Here is an 18,975-nt window from a genome sequence, read left to right as displayed (position 1 = left end):
TCTCATCACGGGACTCCGACGGTCTAAGCGCTCCGCGTCCGTGCGTACCCGGACGGTTCCGGACCGGTGCGCACGGAGGCGTCGGCCGGGGCGGCCGCGTCCGTGGCGGGTCGGAGGGGGCCGGTACGGTGGGAGCCATGTCCTCGCCCTCAGGCCCCGCCGGCCCCACCGACCAGCTGCCCCTGTTCGACGCCGCCCCGCTGCGCGCGCCGAGGCCCGCCCCGCCCGCGCCGGACGACGCCGCGGAGCAGGACGTGCTCTTCGACCTCGAGGGGTCCGCGGGCGCCCCGGGGGCGTCCCCCGCGTGGACCGAGGGTCCGCGCGCCTCCTTCGACCTCGAGACGACCGGCCGTGACCCGCACACGGCCCGCATCGTCACGGCGTCCGTCGTGCGCACCGACGCCGCCGGCGCCGTGACGGACGAGTGGGAGTGGCTGGCGGACCCGGGGGTGGAGATCCCCGAGGAGGCGGCCGCCGTGCACGGGGTGAGCACCGAGCGGGCCCGCGCCGAGGGCCGGCCCGCCGCGGAGGTGGTCGCGGAGATCGCGGGCGTCCTGGCCGGCCTCTTCGCCGCGGGCACGCCCGTGCTGGTGTTCAACGCCTCCTACGACTTCACGGTCCTCGCCCACGAGGGCCGGCGCCACGGGGTGGAGGTCCCGCAGCCCTTCCCGGTGCTGGACCCCTACGTCCTCAACAAGCAGGTGCACCGGTACCGGCGCGGCAAGCGCACCCTCGGGGCGCTGTGCGAGGAGTACGGGGTCGAGCTCACCGCGGCGCACACCTCGGCGGCGGACTCGGTCGCGACGGAGCGGCTCGCGGTGCTGATGGCCCGCCGCTTCCCGGAGCTGGTGCGCCCGGCGGCCGCGCTGCACGCCGACCAGGTGGGGTGGGCGGCCGAGCAGGCCGCGAGCCTCCAGGAGTACTTCCGCCGGACCCGCCCGGACGCGGTGGTCGACGGCGCGTGGCCGCTCCGCCGCCCCGAGGACGCCTGAGCGCTCCCCGGGACGGCGGCCGGCCGGGCCCCGGCGGCCGGGGTCAGGCGGCCGGCCGGGCCTCGGCGGCCGCGCGCGCCGCGGCCGGCAGGGCGGAGACGATCCGGTCCATCGCGGCGTCGTCGTGCGCGGCGGAGAGGAACCACGCCTCGAACACCGACGGGGGCAGGTAGACGCCCTGGTCGAGCATCGCGTGGAAGAACGCCGGGTAGCGGAACGTCTCCTGCGCCTTGGCCTGCGCGTAGTCGTGCACGCCGGCGGCGGAGGTGCCGAAGGCCACCGAGAACAGGTTGCCGGCCGACTGGATGGAGTGGTCGACCCCGGCCTCGGTCAGCGCCGCGCGCACCGCCTCCTGCAGCTGCGCCGAGCGCCGGTCGACGGTCTGGTAGGCGATCCGGTCCGCGGTGCGCAGGGTCGCCGCGCCCGCGGCCATCGCCACCGGGTTCCCGGACAGGGTCCCGGCCTGGTAGACGGGGCCCAGGGGCGCCAGGTGGTTCATGACCCCGGCCCGCCCGCCCACGCCGGCGACCGGCAGCCCGCCGCCGATGACCTTCCCGAACATGAACAGGTCGGGCTCCCAGCCGTCCTCGCCCGCGGCGGTGAGACCCCAGTAGCCGGCCTCGTGCACGCGGAACCCGGTCAGCACCTCGTCGAAGATCATCAGCGCCCCGTGCTCGCGCGTGAGCCGGCGCAGGCCCGCGTTGAAGCCCTCGCCGGGGGTGACCACACCCATGTTGGCGGGCGCGCCCTCGGTGATGACGGCGGCGATCCGGCCGGGGTGGGCGGCGAAGGCCTCCTCCACGGCGGCGAGGTCGTTGTAGGGCAGCACCAGGGTCTCGGCCGCGGTGGCCGCGGTGACCCCGGCGGAGCCGGGCAGGGCGAGGGTCGCCACGCCTGAGCCCGCCTCGGACAGCAGGGAGTCCACGTGCCCGTGGTAGCACCCGGCGAACTTCACGACGAGGTCCCGGCCGGTCACGCCGCGCGCCAGGCGGATCGCGGTCATGGCCGCCTCGGTCCCGGTCGAGACCATGCGCAGCTCGTCGATCGCGCCGATCCGCTCGACCACGAGCTCGGCCAGCTCGGTCTCCCCGCGGGTCGTGGCCCCGAAGGACAGGCCGCGCTCCACGGCCTCGTGCACGGCCTCGATGACGGCCGGGTGGGAGTGCCCGACGAGGGCGGGCCCCCACGAGCTGACGAGGTCGACGTACTCGCGGCCGTCGACGTCGGTGAGGTACGGGCCCTTGGCCGCGGTGATGAAGGGCGGGGTGCCGCCCACGGACGCGAAGGCCCGCACCGGGGAGTTGACCCCGCCGGGCATGACCTTGCGCGCGCGGTCGAAGAGTTCCTGGGAAACGCTCATGGGTTTGTCTGCTTCCTTCCGCCGGGGGTGCCGGCTCGGGGGACGGTGGGGGTCAGGAGAGGCCGTTCTCCTCGCGGAACCAGTCCGCGAGCTCGACGGCGAAGTAGGTGAGCACGGAGTCGGCGCCCGCGCGGCGGATGGACAGCACGGACTCCTGGATCGCGGCCCGGCGGTCGATCCAGCCGTTGGCGGCGGCGGCCTCGATCATGGCGTACTCGCCGGAGATCTGGTACGCGGAGACGGGCACCGGGGAGACCTCGGCCACGTCGCGGAGGATGTCGAGGTAGCTCATGGCCGGTTTGACCATGACCATGTCGGCGCCCTCGTCCAGGTCCAGCTGCAGCTCGTGCAGCGCCTCCCGGCGGTTGGCGGGGTCCATCTGGTAGCTGCGGCGGTCGCCCTGCAGCTGGGAGTCCACGGCCTCGCGGAACGGGCCGTAGAACGCGGAGGAGTACTTCGCGGAGTAGGCCAGGACGGCGACGTCGGGGTGCCCGGCCTCGTCGAGGGCGGAGCGGATCACGCCGACCTGGCCGTCCATCATGCCGGAGGGCCCGAGCACGTGGGCGCCCGCCTCGGCCTGGGCCACGGCCATCCGGCCGTAGATCTCCAGGGTCGCGTCGTTGTCCACGGTCCCGTCCTCGGCCAGGACGCCGCAGTGCCCGTGGTCGGTGAACTCGTCCAGGCACAGGTCGGCCATGACGACGAGGTCGTCGCCGACCTCGGCGCGCACGGCGCGCAGCGCCCGGTTCAGGATGCCCTCGGGGTCGCACCCGGCGCTGCCCTCGGGGTCCCGCTCGGCGGGCACGCCGAAGATCATGAACCCGCCGAGGCCCTTGGCCACGGCCTCGGCGGCGGCGCGCCGGAGCGAGTCCATGGAGTGCTGGACGACCCCCGGCATGGAGCCGAGCGGGGCGGGCTCGGCGAGGCCCTCGCGGACGAACACGGGCAGGATGAGGTCGGACGGATGGACCCTGGTCTGCGCGGCGAGCCGGCGCACGGCCGGGGTGGTGCGCAGGCGGCGGGGGCGGGACACCAGGTCGTAGCGGGGAATTCGGTGGGTCACGGAGTTCGTCTCCTCGGTCGCAGGGATCGGTGTCGTCGGGATCGGTGTGGTCGGTGCGGCCGGCGGCGGAGCCGCCGGCGTCGGGGTCGGGGCGGGCGCCCCCGCGGCCGCCCGGGAGGCCGCGGGTGCGGTGAGGGCCCGGGCGAGGGCGTCGCGGATCCCCTCCGGGGTGGGCAGGGACGCGGCCACGGACGGCAGGCCGCGCTCGGCGGCGGCGCGTCTCGTCGGCTCGCCGATGGCCACGAGGACGGTGCCGGCCAGGACGTCGGGGTCGTCGCGCACGAGCTCGGCGAGGTGGGACGGCGCCGTGAGCACCACGGCGTCGGCCTCGCCCGCGGCCAGGACCTGCAGCAGGTCGGACCGGTGGAGCTCGGCCACGCGCCCGTCCACGCCGCGATCCGTGTCGTCGTCCGTGCCGTCGACCGCGTCGTCGTCCGTGCCGTCGGCCTCCCGCTGGGCCGCGGCCCGCCGCACGAGGGGCGCGGGCGCCGGCCAGGGCACGGTCTCGTAGGCCGTGGCCGTCAGCACCCCGTACCCCCGCGCGGTCAGACCGGTCTCGAGGGTGGGCCGGGCCCGGGCGGAGAGCGGCAGCAGGACGGTGCCGGGAGCCGGCTCCGGCGGCCAGTCGGCGAGCAGCCCGGCGGCCGAGTGCACCGCGCCGGGCACGAGGTCCGGCCGCAGCCCGGCCGCCGTGAGGGCCGCGGCCGTGGCGTCCCCCACCGCGGCCACGCGCAGGCCGGCCCGCCGGGCCGCCGCGAACCGGTCGCCGAGTGCCGTGCCGGACGGCTCCCCCGCGACCGCGCGCAGGGCCCGGACGGTGGTGACCGAGGTGACCACCAGCCAGGACCCGGCGGCGGCCCCCGGGTCCGCCGCCCGGTCCAGCAGGGCGGCCACGGGACCGGTGTCCCCGGGGAGGGTGGCCTCGAGCAGCGGGGCGAGCCGGACCCGGGCCCCGTGCCCGTGCAACAGCGCCACGAGCTCCCTGGCCCGGTCGGCGGAACGGGTCACGACGACCCTGGCCCCGCGCAGGGCGGCGGCCGGGTCGGCGGAGCGGTCGGCGGGGCCGGGGTGCGGCACGGGTCTCAGAGCGTCAACCGGGCCAGCCGGCCGGCGCCGTCGGCGAGCAGCTCGTCGCCCAGCCGGTGGCCGAGGGCGCGGGCGTCGTCGACGCCGCGCTCCGCGGTGCGGCCGCTGCGGCGCATGACCCGGCTGCCGTCCGGGTCGGCCACGACGACGTCGAGCACGAGCACGCCGTCCTCGATCCGCGCGAAGGTGCCCACGGGGGCCGCGCAGCCGGCCTCGAGCCGGGTCAGCAGCGCCCGTTCCGCGGTCACGGCCAGGCGGGTCTCCAGGTGGTCCACCGCGGCGAGGGCGGCGGCGAGCGGGGTGTCCCCCGAGGCGTCCTCGGTGCGGCACTCGAGGGCCAGGGCGCCCTGCCCGGGGGCGGGGAGCATGACGGACGGGTCGATCAGCTCGGTGATCGCGTCCTCCAGCCCGAGCCGCCGCAGCCCGGAGGCGGCGAGCACCACGGCGTCGAGGTCGCCCAGGGCCACCCGCCCCAGCCGGGTGCCCACGTTGCCGCGGATGTCGACGATCTCCAGGTCCGGGCGCGCCGCGCGCACCTGCGCCGCGCGCCGCGGGGAGCCGGTGCCGACCTTCGCGCCGGCGGGCAGACCGGCGAGGGTCAGCCCGTCGCGGGCGCACAGGGCGTCCCGGGGGTCCTCCCGCTCCGGCACCGCGGCGACCTCGAGGCCCGGCACGGGAGCGGTGGGCAGGTCCTTGAGGGAGTGCACGGCCAGGTCCACGGATCCCGCCAGCAGCGCGGCCCGCAGGGCCGTGGCGAAGACCCCGGTGCCGCCCATCTGGGACAGGGGCCCGGTCAGGACGTCGCCCTCGGTGCGGATCGTGACGAGCTCCGGCTCGAGCCCGCCCGCCGCCGCGACGGCCCTGGCCGACGTGGTGGTCTGGGTGAGCGCGAGCCGGGAGCCGCGGGTCCCGACCCGCAGCACCGGGAGCCCCTGCGCCGCGGCCGTCACGACCACCGCACCTCCCCCGCCTCGTCGAGGGCGACCGGGAGGGGCTCGCCCTGGGGGCGCTGCGCGATGGTCGGACGGGGCCCGGTGGCGCCGCGCAGCACCTTGACGCAGCAGTCCGGGGCGCAGTCGTCGAACCACGTGCCCTCGGCGCACGCGGAGAGCCGCGGCGGGGCGGCGCGCCCGGCGACGCGCTGCTCCACGAGGTCCGCGAGCCCGGCCACGAACGCCGGGTGGGTGCCCGCGGTGGGGGTGCGCACGGCCGGGAGGCCGAGCCGTTCGCAGGTCTCCAGGGCCTCCGTGTCGAGGTCCCACTTGACCTCCATGTGGTCGGAGACGAAGCCCAGCGGCACGAGGACCACGCCGGCGACACCGCGCTCGGCGAGCTCCTCGAGGGCGTCGTTGACGTCCGGCTCGAGCCACGGCACCTGCGGCGGCCCGGAGCGGGACTGGTAGACGAGGTCCCAGGTGTGGTCCCCGAGCTCCTCCGGCCCCACGCGCTCCAGCACGGTCCGGGCCACGGCCAGGTGCTGGGCGACGTAGGCGGAGCCCTCCTCGAAGTCCATCCGCGCCGGCCCGGAGGCCTCGGCGTCGGTCGTGGGGATGGAGTGGGTGCAGAACAGGACCGCGATCCTGCCGCCGTCGGCGCCGAGCCGGTCGCGCACCTGCGCGAGGCCCTCCCGGAGGCCCTCGACGAAGGGCTGCACGAAGCCCTCGGAGTCGTAGTACTGGTGGACCTTGTCGACCTGCATCTCGTCCGCGAGGCCGAGCTCCTCGAGCGCCACGCCGTAGTCCTCGCGGTACTGGCGGCAGCCGGAGTAGCTGGAGTAGGCGCTGGTGGCGAGCACCAGGAGCTTGCGCAGCCCGCGCGCGTGGCACTCCCGCACCACGTCCGCCACGTAGGGCGCCCAGTTGCGGTTGGCCCACAGCACGGGCACGCTCAGGCCCCGGCCGAGCAGCTCGGCCTCGAGGGCGGAGCGCAGCGCGCGGTTCTGGGCGTTGATGGGGCTGACGCCGCCGTTGGCCCGGTAGTGGGTGGCGACCTCCTCGAGCCGCTCGTCGGGGATGCCGCGGCCCTTCGTGACGTTGCGCAGGAACGGCAGGACGTCGTCCTGCCCCTCCGGCCCGCCGAAGGACGAGAGGACGACGGCGTCGTAGTGCTCCGGCGCGTGCGCGCGGGCCCGCGACAGGGCGTTCTCGGCGCTCATCGGAGCACCTCCGCGAGCTCCTCGGAGCGGATCCGGCGGCCCGTGTAGAACGGCGTCTCCTCGCGCACGTGCAGCCGGGCCTCCGTGTTGCGGAAGGCCCGCATGACGTCGACGAGGTCGACCAGCTCGGGGGCCTCGAGCGCGAGCAGCCACTCGAAGTCATTGAGGCCGAAGCACGCGATGGTGTTGGCGAGGACCTGGGGGTAGTCGCGCGCCGCCATGCCGTGGTTGCGCAGCATCTCGGAGCGGCGCTGGGCGTTCATGTAGTACCACTCGTAGGAGCGCACGAACGGGTAGACGCAGACCCAGTCCTCGGGGGCGACGCCGCGGGCGAAGGACGGCGAGTGGTTCCGGGTGAACTCGGCGTCCCGGTGCACCCCCATCGCGTTCCAGGCCTGTGCGGTGCCGGCCAGGAGCTCCGTGCGGCGCAGCCGGCGGACCGCAGACTGGAGCGCCTGGGGGTCGTCGCCGTGCAGCCACGTGAGGACGTCGGCGTCCTCGCGCATCCCCGAGACGTCGTAGGCGCCGCGCAGCGTCACGCCCTCGGCCGCCAGCTGCTCGACGACGCCGTCGAACTCGGCGGCCGCGGAGGCGTCGTCGCCGGCCGTGCGGGCCGCGGCGCCGCCGGCGGGGCGGGCGAACACGGACCAGACGGCCCAGTGCAGCCGCTCCGCGCCGCCGTCCTGCGTCGGCTCGGGCGTGGCTGCGGGGTGACCGCCGTGCTCGTGGGGGCTGGTGTCGTGGGACAAGGCTCAGTCCTTTCGTCGGGTGCTGGTCGGTGGGGTGCGTGCCGGTTCGGCGGCGGCCGGCGCGGCGTCGTCCGGGACGCCCGCCTCGGCGAGCAGGGCGCGGACCTGGGCCCGGGTGTCGGCGACGACGGAGGCGAGGCCCGTGCCCGAGAGCCACCCGCCGACCGCGACGGCGTCGGGCAGCGCCGCCAGCGCCCGCCGGAAGTCGGCGACCCGCCGGGCGTGCCCGACGCCGGTGCGGGGCAGCGCGGAGCGCCAGCGCACGATGTCCGCGCCGACGAGCTGGGCGGGCCGCAGGGGCATGCCCATGAGGGTCGAGGCGTCGGAGAGGGCCAGGCGGATGAGCTGGTCGTCGGGCAGGGCCACCTCCGGGGGCACGGCGGTGGCGTCGGGCTGGGCGCGCCCGTAGGAGAGCCGCAGCACGTGCCGGCCGGGGCCGGCCGCCTGCCGGACCCAGTCCCACTTGGCGCTCGCGTGGGTGAGGGCCTTGGCGCGCACGCCGCGGGCGTCCTCGCTCACGAGCAGGCCGGTGCCCCGGGGGGCGCCGTCCAGGCGCGGCTCGTCGACCACGAGCGTGGCCAGGGCCACCTGGGGCCCGGCCCCTGGGGCGAACCGCTGGAGCCCCTCGTCGTGGCTGGCGAGGAGCCGGACGGCGGTCGTGCCGTCGGTGGCCATCACGAGCAGCTCCCCGCGCGCCACGGCGGTCTTGTGGCCGAAGCGGGGCTGGCGCTGGATGACCATCCAGCCCTCGCGCCGGGGGTCGCGGTCGAGGGCGATGACGTCGTAGCCGGTGACGAGCTTCACGCCCGCCCGCTCGAGGTCGTGCACGAGGGTCTCGGACAGCGCGTTCATGCCGCCGCGCAGCCCGGCCACGTTCGCGCCCGCGGGCGCGGCGCGGCGCAGGGCGCCCGCTGCGGCGCCGAGGGACCCGTGCTCGCGCAGGGCCCGCCGCAGACCGGGGGCGACGGCGTCGACGTCGAGGTCGTCGGGGTGGGCGGAGTGCACGCCCGTGGCGAACGGCGCGACGAGCCGGTCCAGCACCCGCTCCCCCATCCGCGCCCGGACGAGGCCGCCGAGGGAGCGCTCGGTCATGCCGACGAAGGCCGGCAGCCGGCGGTCGAGGCTCGCGCGCAGCATGCCGGCACGGCCGAGGGCCGCCCGCAGCCGGGGGGCGGTCGGGTCGGCGGGGATGCCCAGGATCCCGGAGTCGGGGGCGGGCACGGCGCCCTCCGGCAGGAACAGCCACGAGCCGGAGCGGTTGGGGTGCACCACGCGCTCGCCGAGGCCGAGCTCGTCCAGGAGGTCGGGGACCGCCCGGGAGCGGGTCGCGAAGGACTCGGCGCCCGAGTCGAGGACGAGGCCCGCCACCTGGTGGGCGCCGACGGCTCCCCCGAGGTGGTCCTCGGCCTCGACCAGGGTGACGCGCAGCCCGCGGGCCGCCAGGTCGCGGGCGGCCACGAGCCCGGAGACGCCGCCGCCCACCACGAGGGCGGATCGGGGCGGGGTCCGGCGGGCGGGCCGGCCGTCCCGCTCCGCGCTCACGGCCTGCCGCCGCGAGGGGTCTGCTCCAGCGGCTGGTCGTGGACGAAGGACACGAGGTCCGTCAGCACCTGCGGGTCGGTGCCCGGCGGGACGCCGTGGCCGAGGTTCACCACGTGCCCGGGCGCCGTGGCCCCGCCGGCCAGCACCTCGCGCACGTGCTCGGCGAGCACGGGCCAGGGGGCGGTGAGCAGGGCCGGGTCGATGTTGCCCTGCAGCACGGTGGACCCGCCGAGCCGCCGGTTGGCCTCGGCCAGCGGGATCCGGTAGTCCACGCCCACCGCGTCCGCGCCGGCGTCCCGCATCGCGGCGAGCAGCTCACCGGTGCCGGTGCCGAAGTGGATCCGGGGCACGGCGAGGTCCTCGACGGCCCGCAGCGCGGCTGCCGAGTGCTCCACCACGTGCGCGGAGTAGTCGGCCAGGGACAGGGAACCCGCCCAGGAGTCGAAGAGCTGCACGGCGGAGGCGCCGGCCTCGACCTGGGCGCGCAGGAACGCCCCGGAGGTCCGGGCCGCCCACTCGGCGAGCGCCCGCCAGGCCGCCGGGTCGGCGTGCATCATCGTGCGCGGCAGCAGGTGGTCCCGGGAGGGCCCGCCCTCGACCATGTAGGCGGCCACGGTGAACGGCGCCCCGGCGAAGCCGATGAGCGGGGTCGCCCCGAGCTCCGCGACGGTGCGGGCGACGGCCTCGCGGATCGGGTCGAGGGAGCCCTCGGCGAGCTCGGGCAGGGCGGCGACGTCGGCGGCCGTGCGCACGGGGCGCTCCAGGACGGGGCCGCGGCCCGGGACGATCTCGACGTCCACGCCGGCCACGCGCATGGGCACGACGATGTCGGAGAAGAAGATGGCGGCGTCGACGTCGTGCCGGCGCACCGGCTGGAGCGTGATCTCGGCGGCCATCGCGGGGTCCAGGCAGGCGTCGAGCATGGCGGTGCCCTGGCGCAGGGACCGGTACTCCGGCAGTGACCGGCCCGCCTGCCGCATGAACCACACCGGGCGGCGGCCGGGCGCGCGGCCCGTGAGGGCCTGCAGCAGCGGGGCGTCCAGTGTGCCGGCGGCCCGCAGCGGATGGCCCTGCGGCAGCGCCCCGAGCGATCCGGTCAGGCGCCGGAACGCCGCCGAGGGGTGGGTGCCGCCCGTGGGGTGCCCGGGAACGGCTGCGGTCGACGTGTCCGGCGTGCTCGCCGTCTCAGGGGTGGTAGGCATAGTGCTCCCATTGTGCCAAGGAACACCGACGTCGTTTACCGACGCAGCGTCACCGGGGTCCGGGAGGGGCCGGTCGGTGACGGACGTGAGCGGCCTCTCGGACGTCACTGAGGCGCGGATCCGCGGTGACCGTCTAGTATGAATGCACTGTGGTCCTCTTCGCTCTCGTCGCCTCCCATCAGAACGTCGATCTGAACACCGTTGCGCGTCTCAGCACCGGTGCGCTCGGGCTGTCCGAGGAGATGGTCCGCAGCGGCCCGCTCCGGGGCGCCGTGACCCTCTCGACGTGCAACCGGCTCGAGATCTACGGGGAGCTCGAGGACACGCCGGGCGTCCCGTCCGGGGCGGCGCTGGACCGGGTCCTGGCCGAGCTCGCCGAGCAGATCGGCTCCCGCGCCGGGCTCGACCCCGAGTTCGTGGCCGACTCCCTGCGGGCCTTCACCGACTCCGGCGCCGCACGCCACCTCTTCACCGTGGTCTCCGGGCTGGAGTCCGCCGTGGTGGGCGAGCGCGAGATCACAGGGCAGGTCCGGCGCGCCCTCAACGACGCCCAGCAGGCGGGGACGGTCTCCGGCAAGCTCCAGCGGCTGTTCGAGGCGGCCGCCCGCACCGCCCGCAAGGTGGGCACGCAGACCGCCCTGGGCGAGCGCGGCCGCTCCATCGTCTCCGTGGCCCTGGACCTCGCCGACGACGTCACGTCCGGCACCTGGACGTCGCGCCGGGCCCTCGTGTTCGGCACGGGCGCCTACGCGGGGGCGACCATGGCGGCCCTGCGCGACCGCGGCTGCGCGGACATCGAGGTGTACTCGGCGTCGGGCCGGGCGGAGCAGTTCACCGAGAACCGCGGCGGCACCCCGGTGGGGACCGCGGAGCTGGCCGCGGCCCTGGAGCGCGCCGACGTCGTGATCGGCTGCAGCGGCGGCTCCGCCCCCATGGGCGCCGCCGCGTTCCCCGCCGGGTCCCGCACCGTGGTCGACCTGGCCCTGACCCGCGACTTCGACCCCGCCGTGGCGGACCTGCCCGGCGTCGAGCTCATCACCCTCGAGTCGGTGCGCGTGGCCGCCCCGGACGAGACCCGGGAGTCCGTCGACGCCGCGAGCGGGATCGTCGAGCGCGCCGCCCAGGAGTTCGCCGCGAGCCAGGAGGCCCGGGACATGGACGCCGCGATCGTCGCCCTGCGCAAGCACACCATGGCCGTCCTGGACGCCGAGCTCGAGAAGGTCACCTCCCACCACGGATGCACGGCCGCCCAGGAGCAGATCGAGCTCGCGATGCGGCGCATGGTCCGCTCCCTGCTGCACACCCCCACCGTCCGCGCGCGCGAGCTCGCCGCGCAGGGCCGGCAGGACGAGTACATCACCGGTCTGGCGGCGCTGTACGGCATCGAGGTCCCCGCGCCCGCCGCGGAGGAGAGCGCACCACCGGCGGCCGGGGCGCCGCCGGAAGCCGCCACCCGGTCCCAGGCCGCGGGGTAGGGCAGCATTCGTTCGGCCGGCGCCGCCGACCGGTTGAGGAGGAACGGTTCATGACTGAGACCAGGAGAGGCCGCCCGGCGCGCCTCCCGCGCGAGGCCCGCCGGCGGCAGCTGCTCGAGACGGCGCTGTCCGTGTTCTCCTCGAACGGCTACCACGGGTCGTCCATGGACGACATCGCCGACGCCGCCCAGGTGAGCAAGCCCGTCCTCTACCAGCACTTCCCCGGCAAGCGCGAGCTGTACCTCGCCCTCGTGGACCACTACCTGCAGGAGCTCTCGCTCGGGCTCGTCACGGCGCTGCAGGGCAGCGACGTGAACCGCGAGCGGGTCGAGTCCATGCTGGACGTCTACTTCGGCTTCGTCGAGGCCAATCCGGAGGCCCACCGGCTGATCTTCGAGTCCGACCTGCTGGCGGACCCGGAGGTCGCGGAGCGCTTCGAGAGCTTCCACCTCGCCGTGGCGGACTCGATCGCCGGGGTCCTCGGGCCCAACGCGGGGCTGAGCCACCCGCACGCCGTGCTCGTCTCCCGCTCCCTCACCGGCATGGCGCAGACCGCCGCGGTGCACTGGATCCGCAACCCGGGCACCGGCGGCCGGGCCGAGGCCCAGCGCCAGATCTTCCGTTTAGCTTGGGGCGGAATCTCGATCATCGACGAGGACTGGCAGTAGCGCCCTCCTAGACTGGCCGGGACGCATCCCGCAGCCCCGACCAGGAGGAACCATGGAAATCAAGATCGGTGTTCAGCACGTCGCCCGGGAGATCGTCGTCGACTCCGCGCTCGAGGCGCCGGAGGCCGTGGAGCTGATCACCGCGGCCATGTCCTCCGGGTCCCCCCTGACCCTGACGGACACCAAGGGCAACGTGACGGTCGTCCCCGCGGGCGTCATCGGCTACGCCGCCGTCGGCGCGGAGCAGAAGCGGGCGGTCGGCTTCACCCCCTTCGCCCAGGACGGCTGAGACCCCCTCCGCCCGGCACGGCGGACCCGGCCCGGCGACCGCACGGAGCGTGCGCGGTCGTCGGGCTACACTGTTGAGTGCACTGGATGACCGGTCGTACCCGCGATCCCACGAACGACAGACACCTACTCGCCCCCGCTCCCCGCGAACAGGCCCCCACGGCGGCCTCGCGCAGGACCGGACCCGGGCGCCACGCTCCCGTGGCCCGCGCGGTCGAGGCGGCGCACGCTCACGATCGGCTTCCACCCAACGCACGCCCCCCGGCGCCCGCCAGCACGGCGGCCCGGAGGCCGGACCCCGAGGTCCCCTCCCTTCAGCGGGCGTGCCCGAGTCGTAAGGAAACCGACCGTGACCGACCACATCACCGACACCGCACCGGACGCCGCCGCGCCCGACGACGGGACCGTCCTCGACGGCACCCCCGAGGTGGTCGTCGAGACCACCGAGCACCCCGAGCCGCTGCCCCAGGACTTCGCCGAGTTCGGGGTGCGCCAGGACATCGTGGACTCCCTCGCCGCCGAGGGCATCGTCCACCCCTTCCCCATCCAGGCCATGACCCTGCCGGTGGCGCTGTCCGGGCAGGACATCATCGGGCAGGCCAAGACCGGCACGGGCAAGACCCTCGGCTTCGGCATCCCCGTGGTCCAGCGCGTCGTGGGCCGCGGCGACGCGGGGTGGGACCAGCTGAAGAAGCCGGGCGCCCCGCAGGCGCTCATCGTGGTGCCCACCCGCGAGCTCGCCGTCCAGGTCGGCCACGACCTGGCCACCGCCGCGCGGACCCGCGACGCCCGGGTGGCCACCATCTACGGCGGCCGCGCCTACGAGCCCCAGATCGAGCAGCTGCAGGCGGGCGTCGAGGTCGTCGTCGGCACCCCCGGCCGGCTCATCGACCTCAACCGGCAGCGCCACCTCGACCTGTCCGCGGTGCGGGCCGTGGTGCTCGACGAGGCCGACGAGATGCTCGACCTCGGCTTCCTGCCCGACGTCGAGAAGCTGCTCTCGGCCGTGCCCGAGGTCCGGCAGACGATGCTCTTCTCCGCGACGATGCCCGGGCCCGTGGTGGCCATGGCCCGCCGCTACATGACCAAGCCCATGCACATCCGGGCCGCCGCGCCGGACGAGGGCGCCACCAAGAAGGACATCCGCCAGGTGGTCTACCGGGCGCACCACCTCGACAAGGACGAGGTCGTGGCCCGGATCCTGCAGGCCGAGGGCCGGGGGCGCACGATCGTGTTCACCAAGACCAAGCGGGCCGCGGCCAAGCTCGCGGACGAGCTGATCACCCGCGGCTTCGCCGCCGCCCCGCTGCACGGCGACCTGGGGCAGGGCGCCCGCGAGCAGGCGCTGCGCGCGTTCCGCAACAACAAGGTCGACGTGCTCGTGGCCACGGACGTCGCCGCCCGCGGCATCGACGTCGAGGACGTCACGCACGTCATCAACTTCCAGTGCCCCGAGGACGAGAAGACCTACCTGCACCGCACCGGCCGCACCGGCCGCGCGGGCAACAAGGGCACGGCCGTGACGTTCGTGGACTGGGACGACATCCCGCGCTGGCGGCTGATCGACAAGGCCCTGGAGCTCGGCATCCCCGAGCCCCGCGAGACCTACTCCTCCTCCGAGCACCTGTACGAGGAGCTGAGCATCCCGAAGGGCACCAAGGGCCGGCTCCCCCGCTCCAGGCGCACCCACGAGGGGCTCGGCGCCGAGGTCCTCGAGGACCTCGGCGAGCCCGGCGGGCGCAAGAGCGGCCCGCGCGGCGAGGGCCGGGACGGGCGCTCGCGCGACCGCGGCGCCGGCCGCGGCGAGGGGCGCGGCTCCGGCCGCGGCGACCGCGGCGGGTCCGGCCGCGGTGAGGGGCGCGGCGGCCGCGGCCGCCGCGACGACGCCGCGACGTCGTCCGCTCCGCGCGAGGACGCCCGGGCGCCCCGGGCGGCTGCGCGCGAGACGGCTCCCGAGGCGCCCCGGGAGACCTCGGTGGAGCGCACCTCGGACGGCACCACCCGGCGCCGCCGGCGCCGCCGCAGCAGCGCGGCCTCGCCGGAGCAGAGCGGCACCGCCGGCGAGTGAGCCCCTTCGCCTTCGACGCCGAGGGCACCGACGCGGTGGTCGCCGCGGAGAACCTGGATCTCCTGCGGCGGCTGCCCGGCGGGGCCTTCCGCATGATCTACGTGGACCCGCCCTTCAACACGGGCCGCACCCAGCGGCGGCGGGAGTCCACGGTGACCCCGGCCGCCGCCGGGGAGGGCGACCGCACCGGCTTCGCCGGCCGCTCCTACACGACCGTGCTGGGGGCCCTGCGCAGCTACGACGACGCGTTCGCCGACTACTGGGGGTTCCTGGAGCCCCGTCTGCGGGAGGCGTGGCGGGTGCTGGCCGACGACGGGACGCTGTACCTGCACCTGGACTACCGGGAGGTGCACTACGCGAAGGTGATGCTGGACGCGATCTTCGGGCGGGAGTGCTTCCTCAACGAGATCATCTGGGCCTACGACTACGGCGGGCGCTCCCGCCGCCGCTGGCCCGCCAAGCACGACAACGTCCTGGTGTACGTCAAGGACCCCGAGCGGTACCTGTTCGACAGCGCCGAGGTCGACCGGGAGCCGTACATGGCCCCGGGCCTGGTGACCCCGGAGAAGGTGCGGCTGGGCAAGCTGCCCACGGACGTGTGGTGGCACACCATCGTCTCCCCCACCGGCCGGGAGAAGACCGGCTACCCCACGCAGAAGCCCGTGGGCCTGGTGCGGCGGATGGTCGCCGCGAGCTCCGCCCCCGGGGACTGGGTCCTGGACTTCTTCGCCGGCTCCGGGACGCTCGGCGCCGCCGCCGGCCAGCTGGACCGGCGGTTCGTGTGCGTGGACCGCAACCCGGAGGCGATCGAGGTCATGCGCGCCCGCCTGCCGGGCGCGACCGTGTGGGACTGAGCACGGGCTCGCCCGGCAGGCGGCGGGGCCCTCAGGGGTAGCGCACGGGGACCCCGGAGCCGGCCTGCTCCTCGATCCGCACGAGCGACTGGACGGACGTCAGGTTCTCCCCCAGCCGGTTGGGCTTGCCGGCCCCGTGGTAGTCGCTCGCGCCCGTGACCACCAGGTCGTGCTCGGAGGCCATCCGGACGAGCCGGGCCCGGGCGTCGTCGGGGTTGTCCCGGTGCGCGACCTCGAGCCCGCCGAGGCCGGCGTCGATCATGGCCTCGAAGACCTCCGGGCCGACCACCCGGCCGCGGGCCGCGGCGAGCGGGTGGGCGAAGACGGGCACGCCGCCGGCGGCCCGGACGAGGCGCACCGCGTGCACCGGGTCCGGGGCGTAGTGGGGGACGTAGTAGCGGGAGCGGCTGTGCAGCACCGAGGCGAAGGCGGCGGTGCGGTTCTCCACGACCCCCACGGTGACGAGCGCGTCGGCGATGTGCGGGCGGCCCACGGTCGCGCCCTCGCGCACGTGGTCCAGGACCACGTCCCAGTCGATCGGGTAGTCCTCGGACAGCAGCTCGACCATGCGCTCGGCCCGGGTGCGCCGCGAGCAGCGGGAGGACTCGATCTCGGCGAGCAGCCGTGGCTCCCGCGGGTCGTGCAGGTAGCTCAGCAGGTGCACCGAGATCCCGTCCTCGGTGGTGCAGGAGATCTCCATGCCCGGGACGAAGGCGACCCCGAGGGCCACCGCGGCGTCCCCGGCCGCCTGCCACCCGGACGTGGTGTCGTGGTCGGTGAGGGCGAAGACGTCCAGGCCCGCCGCGTGCGCCGCGCGGGCCACGTCCGCCGGGCTCTCCGTGCCGTCGGAGTCGGACGAGTGGGTGTGCAGGTCGATCTTCACCCGCTCCACGATACCGGTCCGGGCCGGACGGCCCGCCGCCTCCCGTGGCACGATGAGACCGACGACGCGAGGAAAGGAATCATGACAGAGCACAGCAGCACACCCCAGGACGCGGCGCAGCCGCTCTCGGACCGGGTCGAGAACCGGTCCCAGCGCCCCGACTCCGCCGCCTTCCAGCAGTTCATGGCGTCCCAGTGGGCGGAGGCGGAGCCCACCGAGGTGGAGCGGGCCCCGGTCGCGGACTTCGCCGCCGAGCGGCGCCGGCGGATCTCCGAGCGGTTCCCCGGCGAGCGGCTCGTGCTCCCCGCCGGGCCGCTCAAGGTCCGCTCCAACGACACCGACTACCGCTTCCGGCCGCACTCCGCGTTCGCGCACCTCACGGGTCTGGGCGTGGACCACGAGCCCGACGCCGTGCTGGTGCTCGAGCCCGTCCAGGAGGGCGCCGGCGACGACGGGGGCCACCACGAGGCCACCCTGTACTTCCACCCCATGGCCGGCCGGGACTCGAAGGAGTTCTACGCCGACGCCAAGAACGGCGAGTTCTGGGTGGGCCCCCGCCCCACCCTCGAGGAACTGGGCGCCGCCTACGGGCTGCGCACCCGGGACCTCGGGGGCCTCGAGGACGCGGTCACCAAGAACGCCGGGCCCACCGCCCTGGGCGGCCTGCGGGTCCGGCTCGTGCGCGAGGTGGACCTGAACGTCGACGCCCTGGTGGACACCTCCCGGATCAACACCGGGGTGGACCTCGAGTCCTCGGACGCCCTCGACGGCGAGCTCGCCGAGGCGCTCTCGGAGCTGCGGCTCGTCAAGGACGCCCACGAGGTCGGGCAGCTGCGCGAGGCCGTGGACGCGACCATCGCGGGCTTCACCGACATCGTGCACGTGCTGCCGGCCGCCGCGGGCCACCGCCACCGCGGCGAGCGCATGGTCGAGGGCGCCTTCTTCGCCCGCGCCCGCACGGACGGCAACGACCTCGGCTACGACACCATCGCGGCGTGCGGCAACAACGCCACGGTCCTGCACTGGATCCGCAACACCGGGAGGGTGATCCCCGGGGAGCTGATCCTCGTGGACGCGGGCGTGGAGGCCGACTCCCTCTACACCGCGGACATCACCCGCACCCTGCCGGTGAACGGCCGCTACTCGGAGGTGCAGCGGCGGATCTACCAGGCGGTCCTGGACGCCGCCGACGCCGCGTTCGACGCCGCGGTGCCCGGCAACCGGTTCCGGGACGTGCACGCCGCCGCCATGGAGGTCCTGGCCCGGCGGCTGGAGAGCTGGGGCCTGCTGCCCGTGCCCGCCGAGGTCTCGCTCTCCGCGGCGGGCCAGCACCACCGGCGGTGGATGCCGCACGGCACGAGCCACCACCTGGGCCTCGACGTGCACGACTGCGCGCAGGCCAAGCGGGAGCTGTACGTGGACGGGGTCATCGAGCCCGGCATGGTGTTCACCATCGAGCCCGGCCTCTACTTCAAGGCGGAGGACCTCGCGGTGCCGGAGGAGTACCGCGGGATCGGCGTGCGGATCGAGGACGACGTCCTGATCACCGAGGACGGCAACGTCAACCTCTCGTCCGGGCTGCCCCGCACCCCGGACGAGGTCGAGGCGTGGATGACCGGTCTGTGGCACGCCCGGGAGGGCGTCGACCCCAGCTGAGCCGGCGGCCGCCGGCCGTCAGCGGGAGGCGTCGGTGGACGTGCTCCCGCCGGTCGGCGGCCCGGACCGGTCCGGGGCCGCGTCCTGACCGGCGGCGTCCCCGTCGGGCTCCCCGGCGGGGAGCCTGATGCCGTACTGGGGCCGGCCGTCGGGCAGGTCCTGGAACATCGCGGAGCGGCCGGGCGCGTCGGCCTGCTCGTCCTGGCCCGCCGCGGGGACCGCGGGCGCGGGACCCGCGGTTCCGCCGGCCGGCTCCGGGGCGGCGCCGTGGGAGGGCCGCTGCCACGGGGCCCCCGCCGGGGGCCGCCCCGGCGTCCCGGGCTGCGGGGGGCCCTGCTGCGGAGCGGGCCGCGGCGCGGGAGCGGTCCGCGGCGCGGGAGCGGTCCGCGGCAGGCTCTGCAGCCCGCGCAGCCCCTGGAGCACCTGCTGGGCGCGCTGGGCCACCTCGGGGGCGGCCACGACGTCGTAGGACGTGGCGACGATCTGGTTGGTCGAGGTGAAGTCCCGCTTCCCGCGCTGCATGGCGTAGGTGATGGTGGCGAGCAGCATCCAGAAGGCCCCGCCCATCAGCACCGACACGAGCAGCGTGGACAGCCACTGCTCCCCGCCCAGCAGCGACAGGATCATCCCGAGGAACGCGCCGAAGACCATGCCGTTGAGCGCGCCCTGGCCCGCGACCTTCGGATAGCTCAGCCGGCCGGTCACCTGCTCCACGGACTTCAGGTCGTTGCCGACGATCGCGATCCGGTCCACCTCGAACTGCTCGTCCGCCAGGTGGTCCACGGCCTTCTGCGCGTCGGCGTACGTGGCGTAGCGCCCGATCACCTCCCCGCGGGGCAGACCGCGGACGGCGGGACTGGCAGGGGGCAGGGACCGTGGCGAGCTCATGCCCCCATTCTCCCCCATCCGCTCCCCCGCCGTGCCCCGACCCGGG

Annotated in this window: 16 protein-coding genes and 1 pseudogene; 7 read left to right on the top strand and 10 right to left on the bottom strand. The window is 75.8% G+C overall.

Annotated features, from left to right (window positions below; genetic code table 11):
* The first annotated feature begins 137 nt into the window (after positions 1-137).
* Positions 138-992 carry a 3'-5' exonuclease gene (locus RF640_RS15680; RefSeq protein WP_095650633.1) on the top strand — a complete coding sequence of 285 codons (855 nt, stop codon included), beginning with the start codon at positions 138-140 and terminating at the stop codon, positions 990-992.
* Between the two features lie 43 nt (positions 993-1,035).
* Here the strand turns inward: RF640_RS15680 and hemL are convergent, their stop codons facing one another.
* The 8 genes and pseudogenes from hemL to hemE all read right to left on the bottom strand — a co-directional run bounded on the left by hemL (position 1,036) and on the right by hemE (position 10,149).
* The gene (gene hemL, locus RF640_RS15675) at positions 1,036-2,352 is read right to left on the bottom strand and encodes a glutamate-1-semialdehyde 2,1-aminomutase (protein WP_017833438.1); all 1,317 of its coding nucleotides are present in this window, start codon (positions 2,350-2,352) and stop codon (positions 1,036-1,038) included.
* A gap of 52 nt (positions 2,353-2,404) precedes the next feature.
* Complete coding sequence (hemB, locus tag RF640_RS15670; protein WP_172604423.1) at positions 2,405-3,415, bottom strand: porphobilinogen synthase; 1,011 nt, start codon at positions 3,413-3,415, stop codon at positions 2,405-2,407.
* 453 nt (positions 3,416-3,868) lie between these two features.
* Positions 3,869-4,390: pseudogene (locus tag RF640_RS15665) on the bottom strand (uroporphyrinogen-III synthase); the annotation flags it as partial.
* A 107-nt stretch (positions 4,391-4,497) separates the two neighbouring features.
* A complete protein-coding gene (hemC, locus tag RF640_RS15660) occupies positions 4,498-5,457 on the bottom strand; it encodes a hydroxymethylbilane synthase (protein WP_368828356.1) in 960 nt (319 codons plus the stop codon).
* The gene (locus RF640_RS15655) at positions 5,448-6,656 is read right to left on the bottom strand and encodes a ferrochelatase (RefSeq protein ID WP_251355345.1); all 1,209 of its coding nucleotides are present in this window, start codon (positions 6,654-6,656) and stop codon (positions 5,448-5,450) included. The genes hemC and RF640_RS15655 overlap by 10 nt, the downstream gene beginning before the upstream one ends.
* Entirely contained in the window at positions 6,653-7,405 is a 753-nt protein-coding gene (gene hemQ, locus RF640_RS15650; protein ID WP_035927390.1) for a hydrogen peroxide-dependent heme synthase, read from the bottom strand. Before hemQ ends, RF640_RS15655 begins: the two co-directional genes overlap by 4 nt.
* 3 nt (positions 7,406-7,408) lie before the next feature.
* On the bottom strand, positions 7,409-8,947 hold the full coding sequence (gene hemG, locus RF640_RS15645; RefSeq protein ID WP_368828355.1) for a protoporphyrinogen oxidase: 1,539 nt from the start codon (positions 8,945-8,947) through the stop codon (positions 7,409-7,411).
* Positions 8,944-10,149: a uroporphyrinogen decarboxylase gene (gene hemE / locus RF640_RS15640; RefSeq protein ID WP_095650639.1), complete on the bottom strand. Its 1,206-nt coding sequence runs from the start codon at positions 10,147-10,149 to the stop codon at positions 8,944-8,946. Before hemE ends, hemG begins: the two co-directional genes overlap by 4 nt.
* A 149-nt stretch (positions 10,150-10,298) precedes the next feature.
* Here hemE and RF640_RS15635 point away from each other — a divergent pair, with 149 nt between their 5' ends.
* The 5 genes from RF640_RS15635 (at position 10,299) to RF640_RS15615 (ending at position 15,502) form a co-directional block, all read left to right on the top strand.
* Complete coding sequence (locus RF640_RS15635; RefSeq protein WP_017833431.1) at positions 10,299-11,624, top strand: glutamyl-tRNA reductase; 1,326 nt, start codon at positions 10,299-10,301, stop codon at positions 11,622-11,624.
* Positions 11,625-11,674: 50 nt separating this feature from the next.
* Complete coding sequence (locus RF640_RS15630) at positions 11,675-12,292, top strand: TetR/AcrR family transcriptional regulator (RefSeq protein WP_368828354.1); 618 nt, start codon at positions 11,675-11,677, stop codon at positions 12,290-12,292.
* A gap of 52 nt (positions 12,293-12,344) precedes the next feature.
* Entirely contained in the window at positions 12,345-12,581 is a 237-nt protein-coding gene (locus tag RF640_RS15625; protein WP_035927396.1) for a DUF3107 domain-containing protein, read from the top strand.
* A 426-nt stretch (positions 12,582-13,007) separates the two neighbouring features.
* Positions 13,008-14,648 carry a DEAD/DEAH box helicase gene (locus tag RF640_RS15620; RefSeq protein ID WP_237740440.1) on the top strand — a complete coding sequence of 547 codons (1,641 nt, stop codon included), beginning with the start codon at positions 13,008-13,010 and terminating at the stop codon, positions 14,646-14,648.
* Complete coding sequence (locus RF640_RS15615; RefSeq protein ID WP_368828353.1) at positions 14,645-15,502, top strand: site-specific DNA-methyltransferase; 858 nt, start codon at positions 14,645-14,647, stop codon at positions 15,500-15,502. The genes RF640_RS15620 and RF640_RS15615 overlap by 4 nt, the downstream gene beginning before the upstream one ends.
* 31 nt (positions 15,503-15,533) lie before the next feature.
* Here the strand turns inward: RF640_RS15615 and RF640_RS15610 are convergent, their stop codons facing one another.
* Positions 15,534-16,385 carry a PHP domain-containing protein gene (locus tag RF640_RS15610; RefSeq protein ID WP_031283018.1) on the bottom strand — a complete coding sequence of 284 codons (852 nt, stop codon included), beginning with the start codon at positions 16,383-16,385 and terminating at the stop codon, positions 15,534-15,536.
* Positions 16,386-16,466: 81 nt separating this feature from the next.
* Between RF640_RS15610 and RF640_RS15605 the strand changes: the two genes are divergently transcribed.
* Positions 16,467-18,041 carry an aminopeptidase P family protein gene (locus RF640_RS15605; RefSeq protein WP_035927404.1) on the top strand — a complete coding sequence of 525 codons (1,575 nt, stop codon included), beginning with the start codon at positions 16,467-16,469 and terminating at the stop codon, positions 18,039-18,041.
* A gap of 18 nt (positions 18,042-18,059) precedes the next feature.
* Here the strand turns inward: RF640_RS15605 and RF640_RS15600 are convergent, their stop codons facing one another.
* Positions 18,060-18,929: a general stress protein gene (locus tag RF640_RS15600; protein WP_368828351.1), complete on the bottom strand. Its 870-nt coding sequence runs from the start codon at positions 18,927-18,929 to the stop codon at positions 18,060-18,062.
* Positions 18,930-18,975 lie beyond the last annotated feature (46 nt).

This window comes from Kocuria sp. CPCC 205231, assembly GCF_040980965.1.
Taxonomy (GTDB): domain Bacteria; phylum Actinomycetota; class Actinomycetes; order Actinomycetales; family Micrococcaceae; genus Kocuria; species Kocuria rosea.
This window is presented reverse-complemented; position numbering and strand designations above follow the sequence as displayed.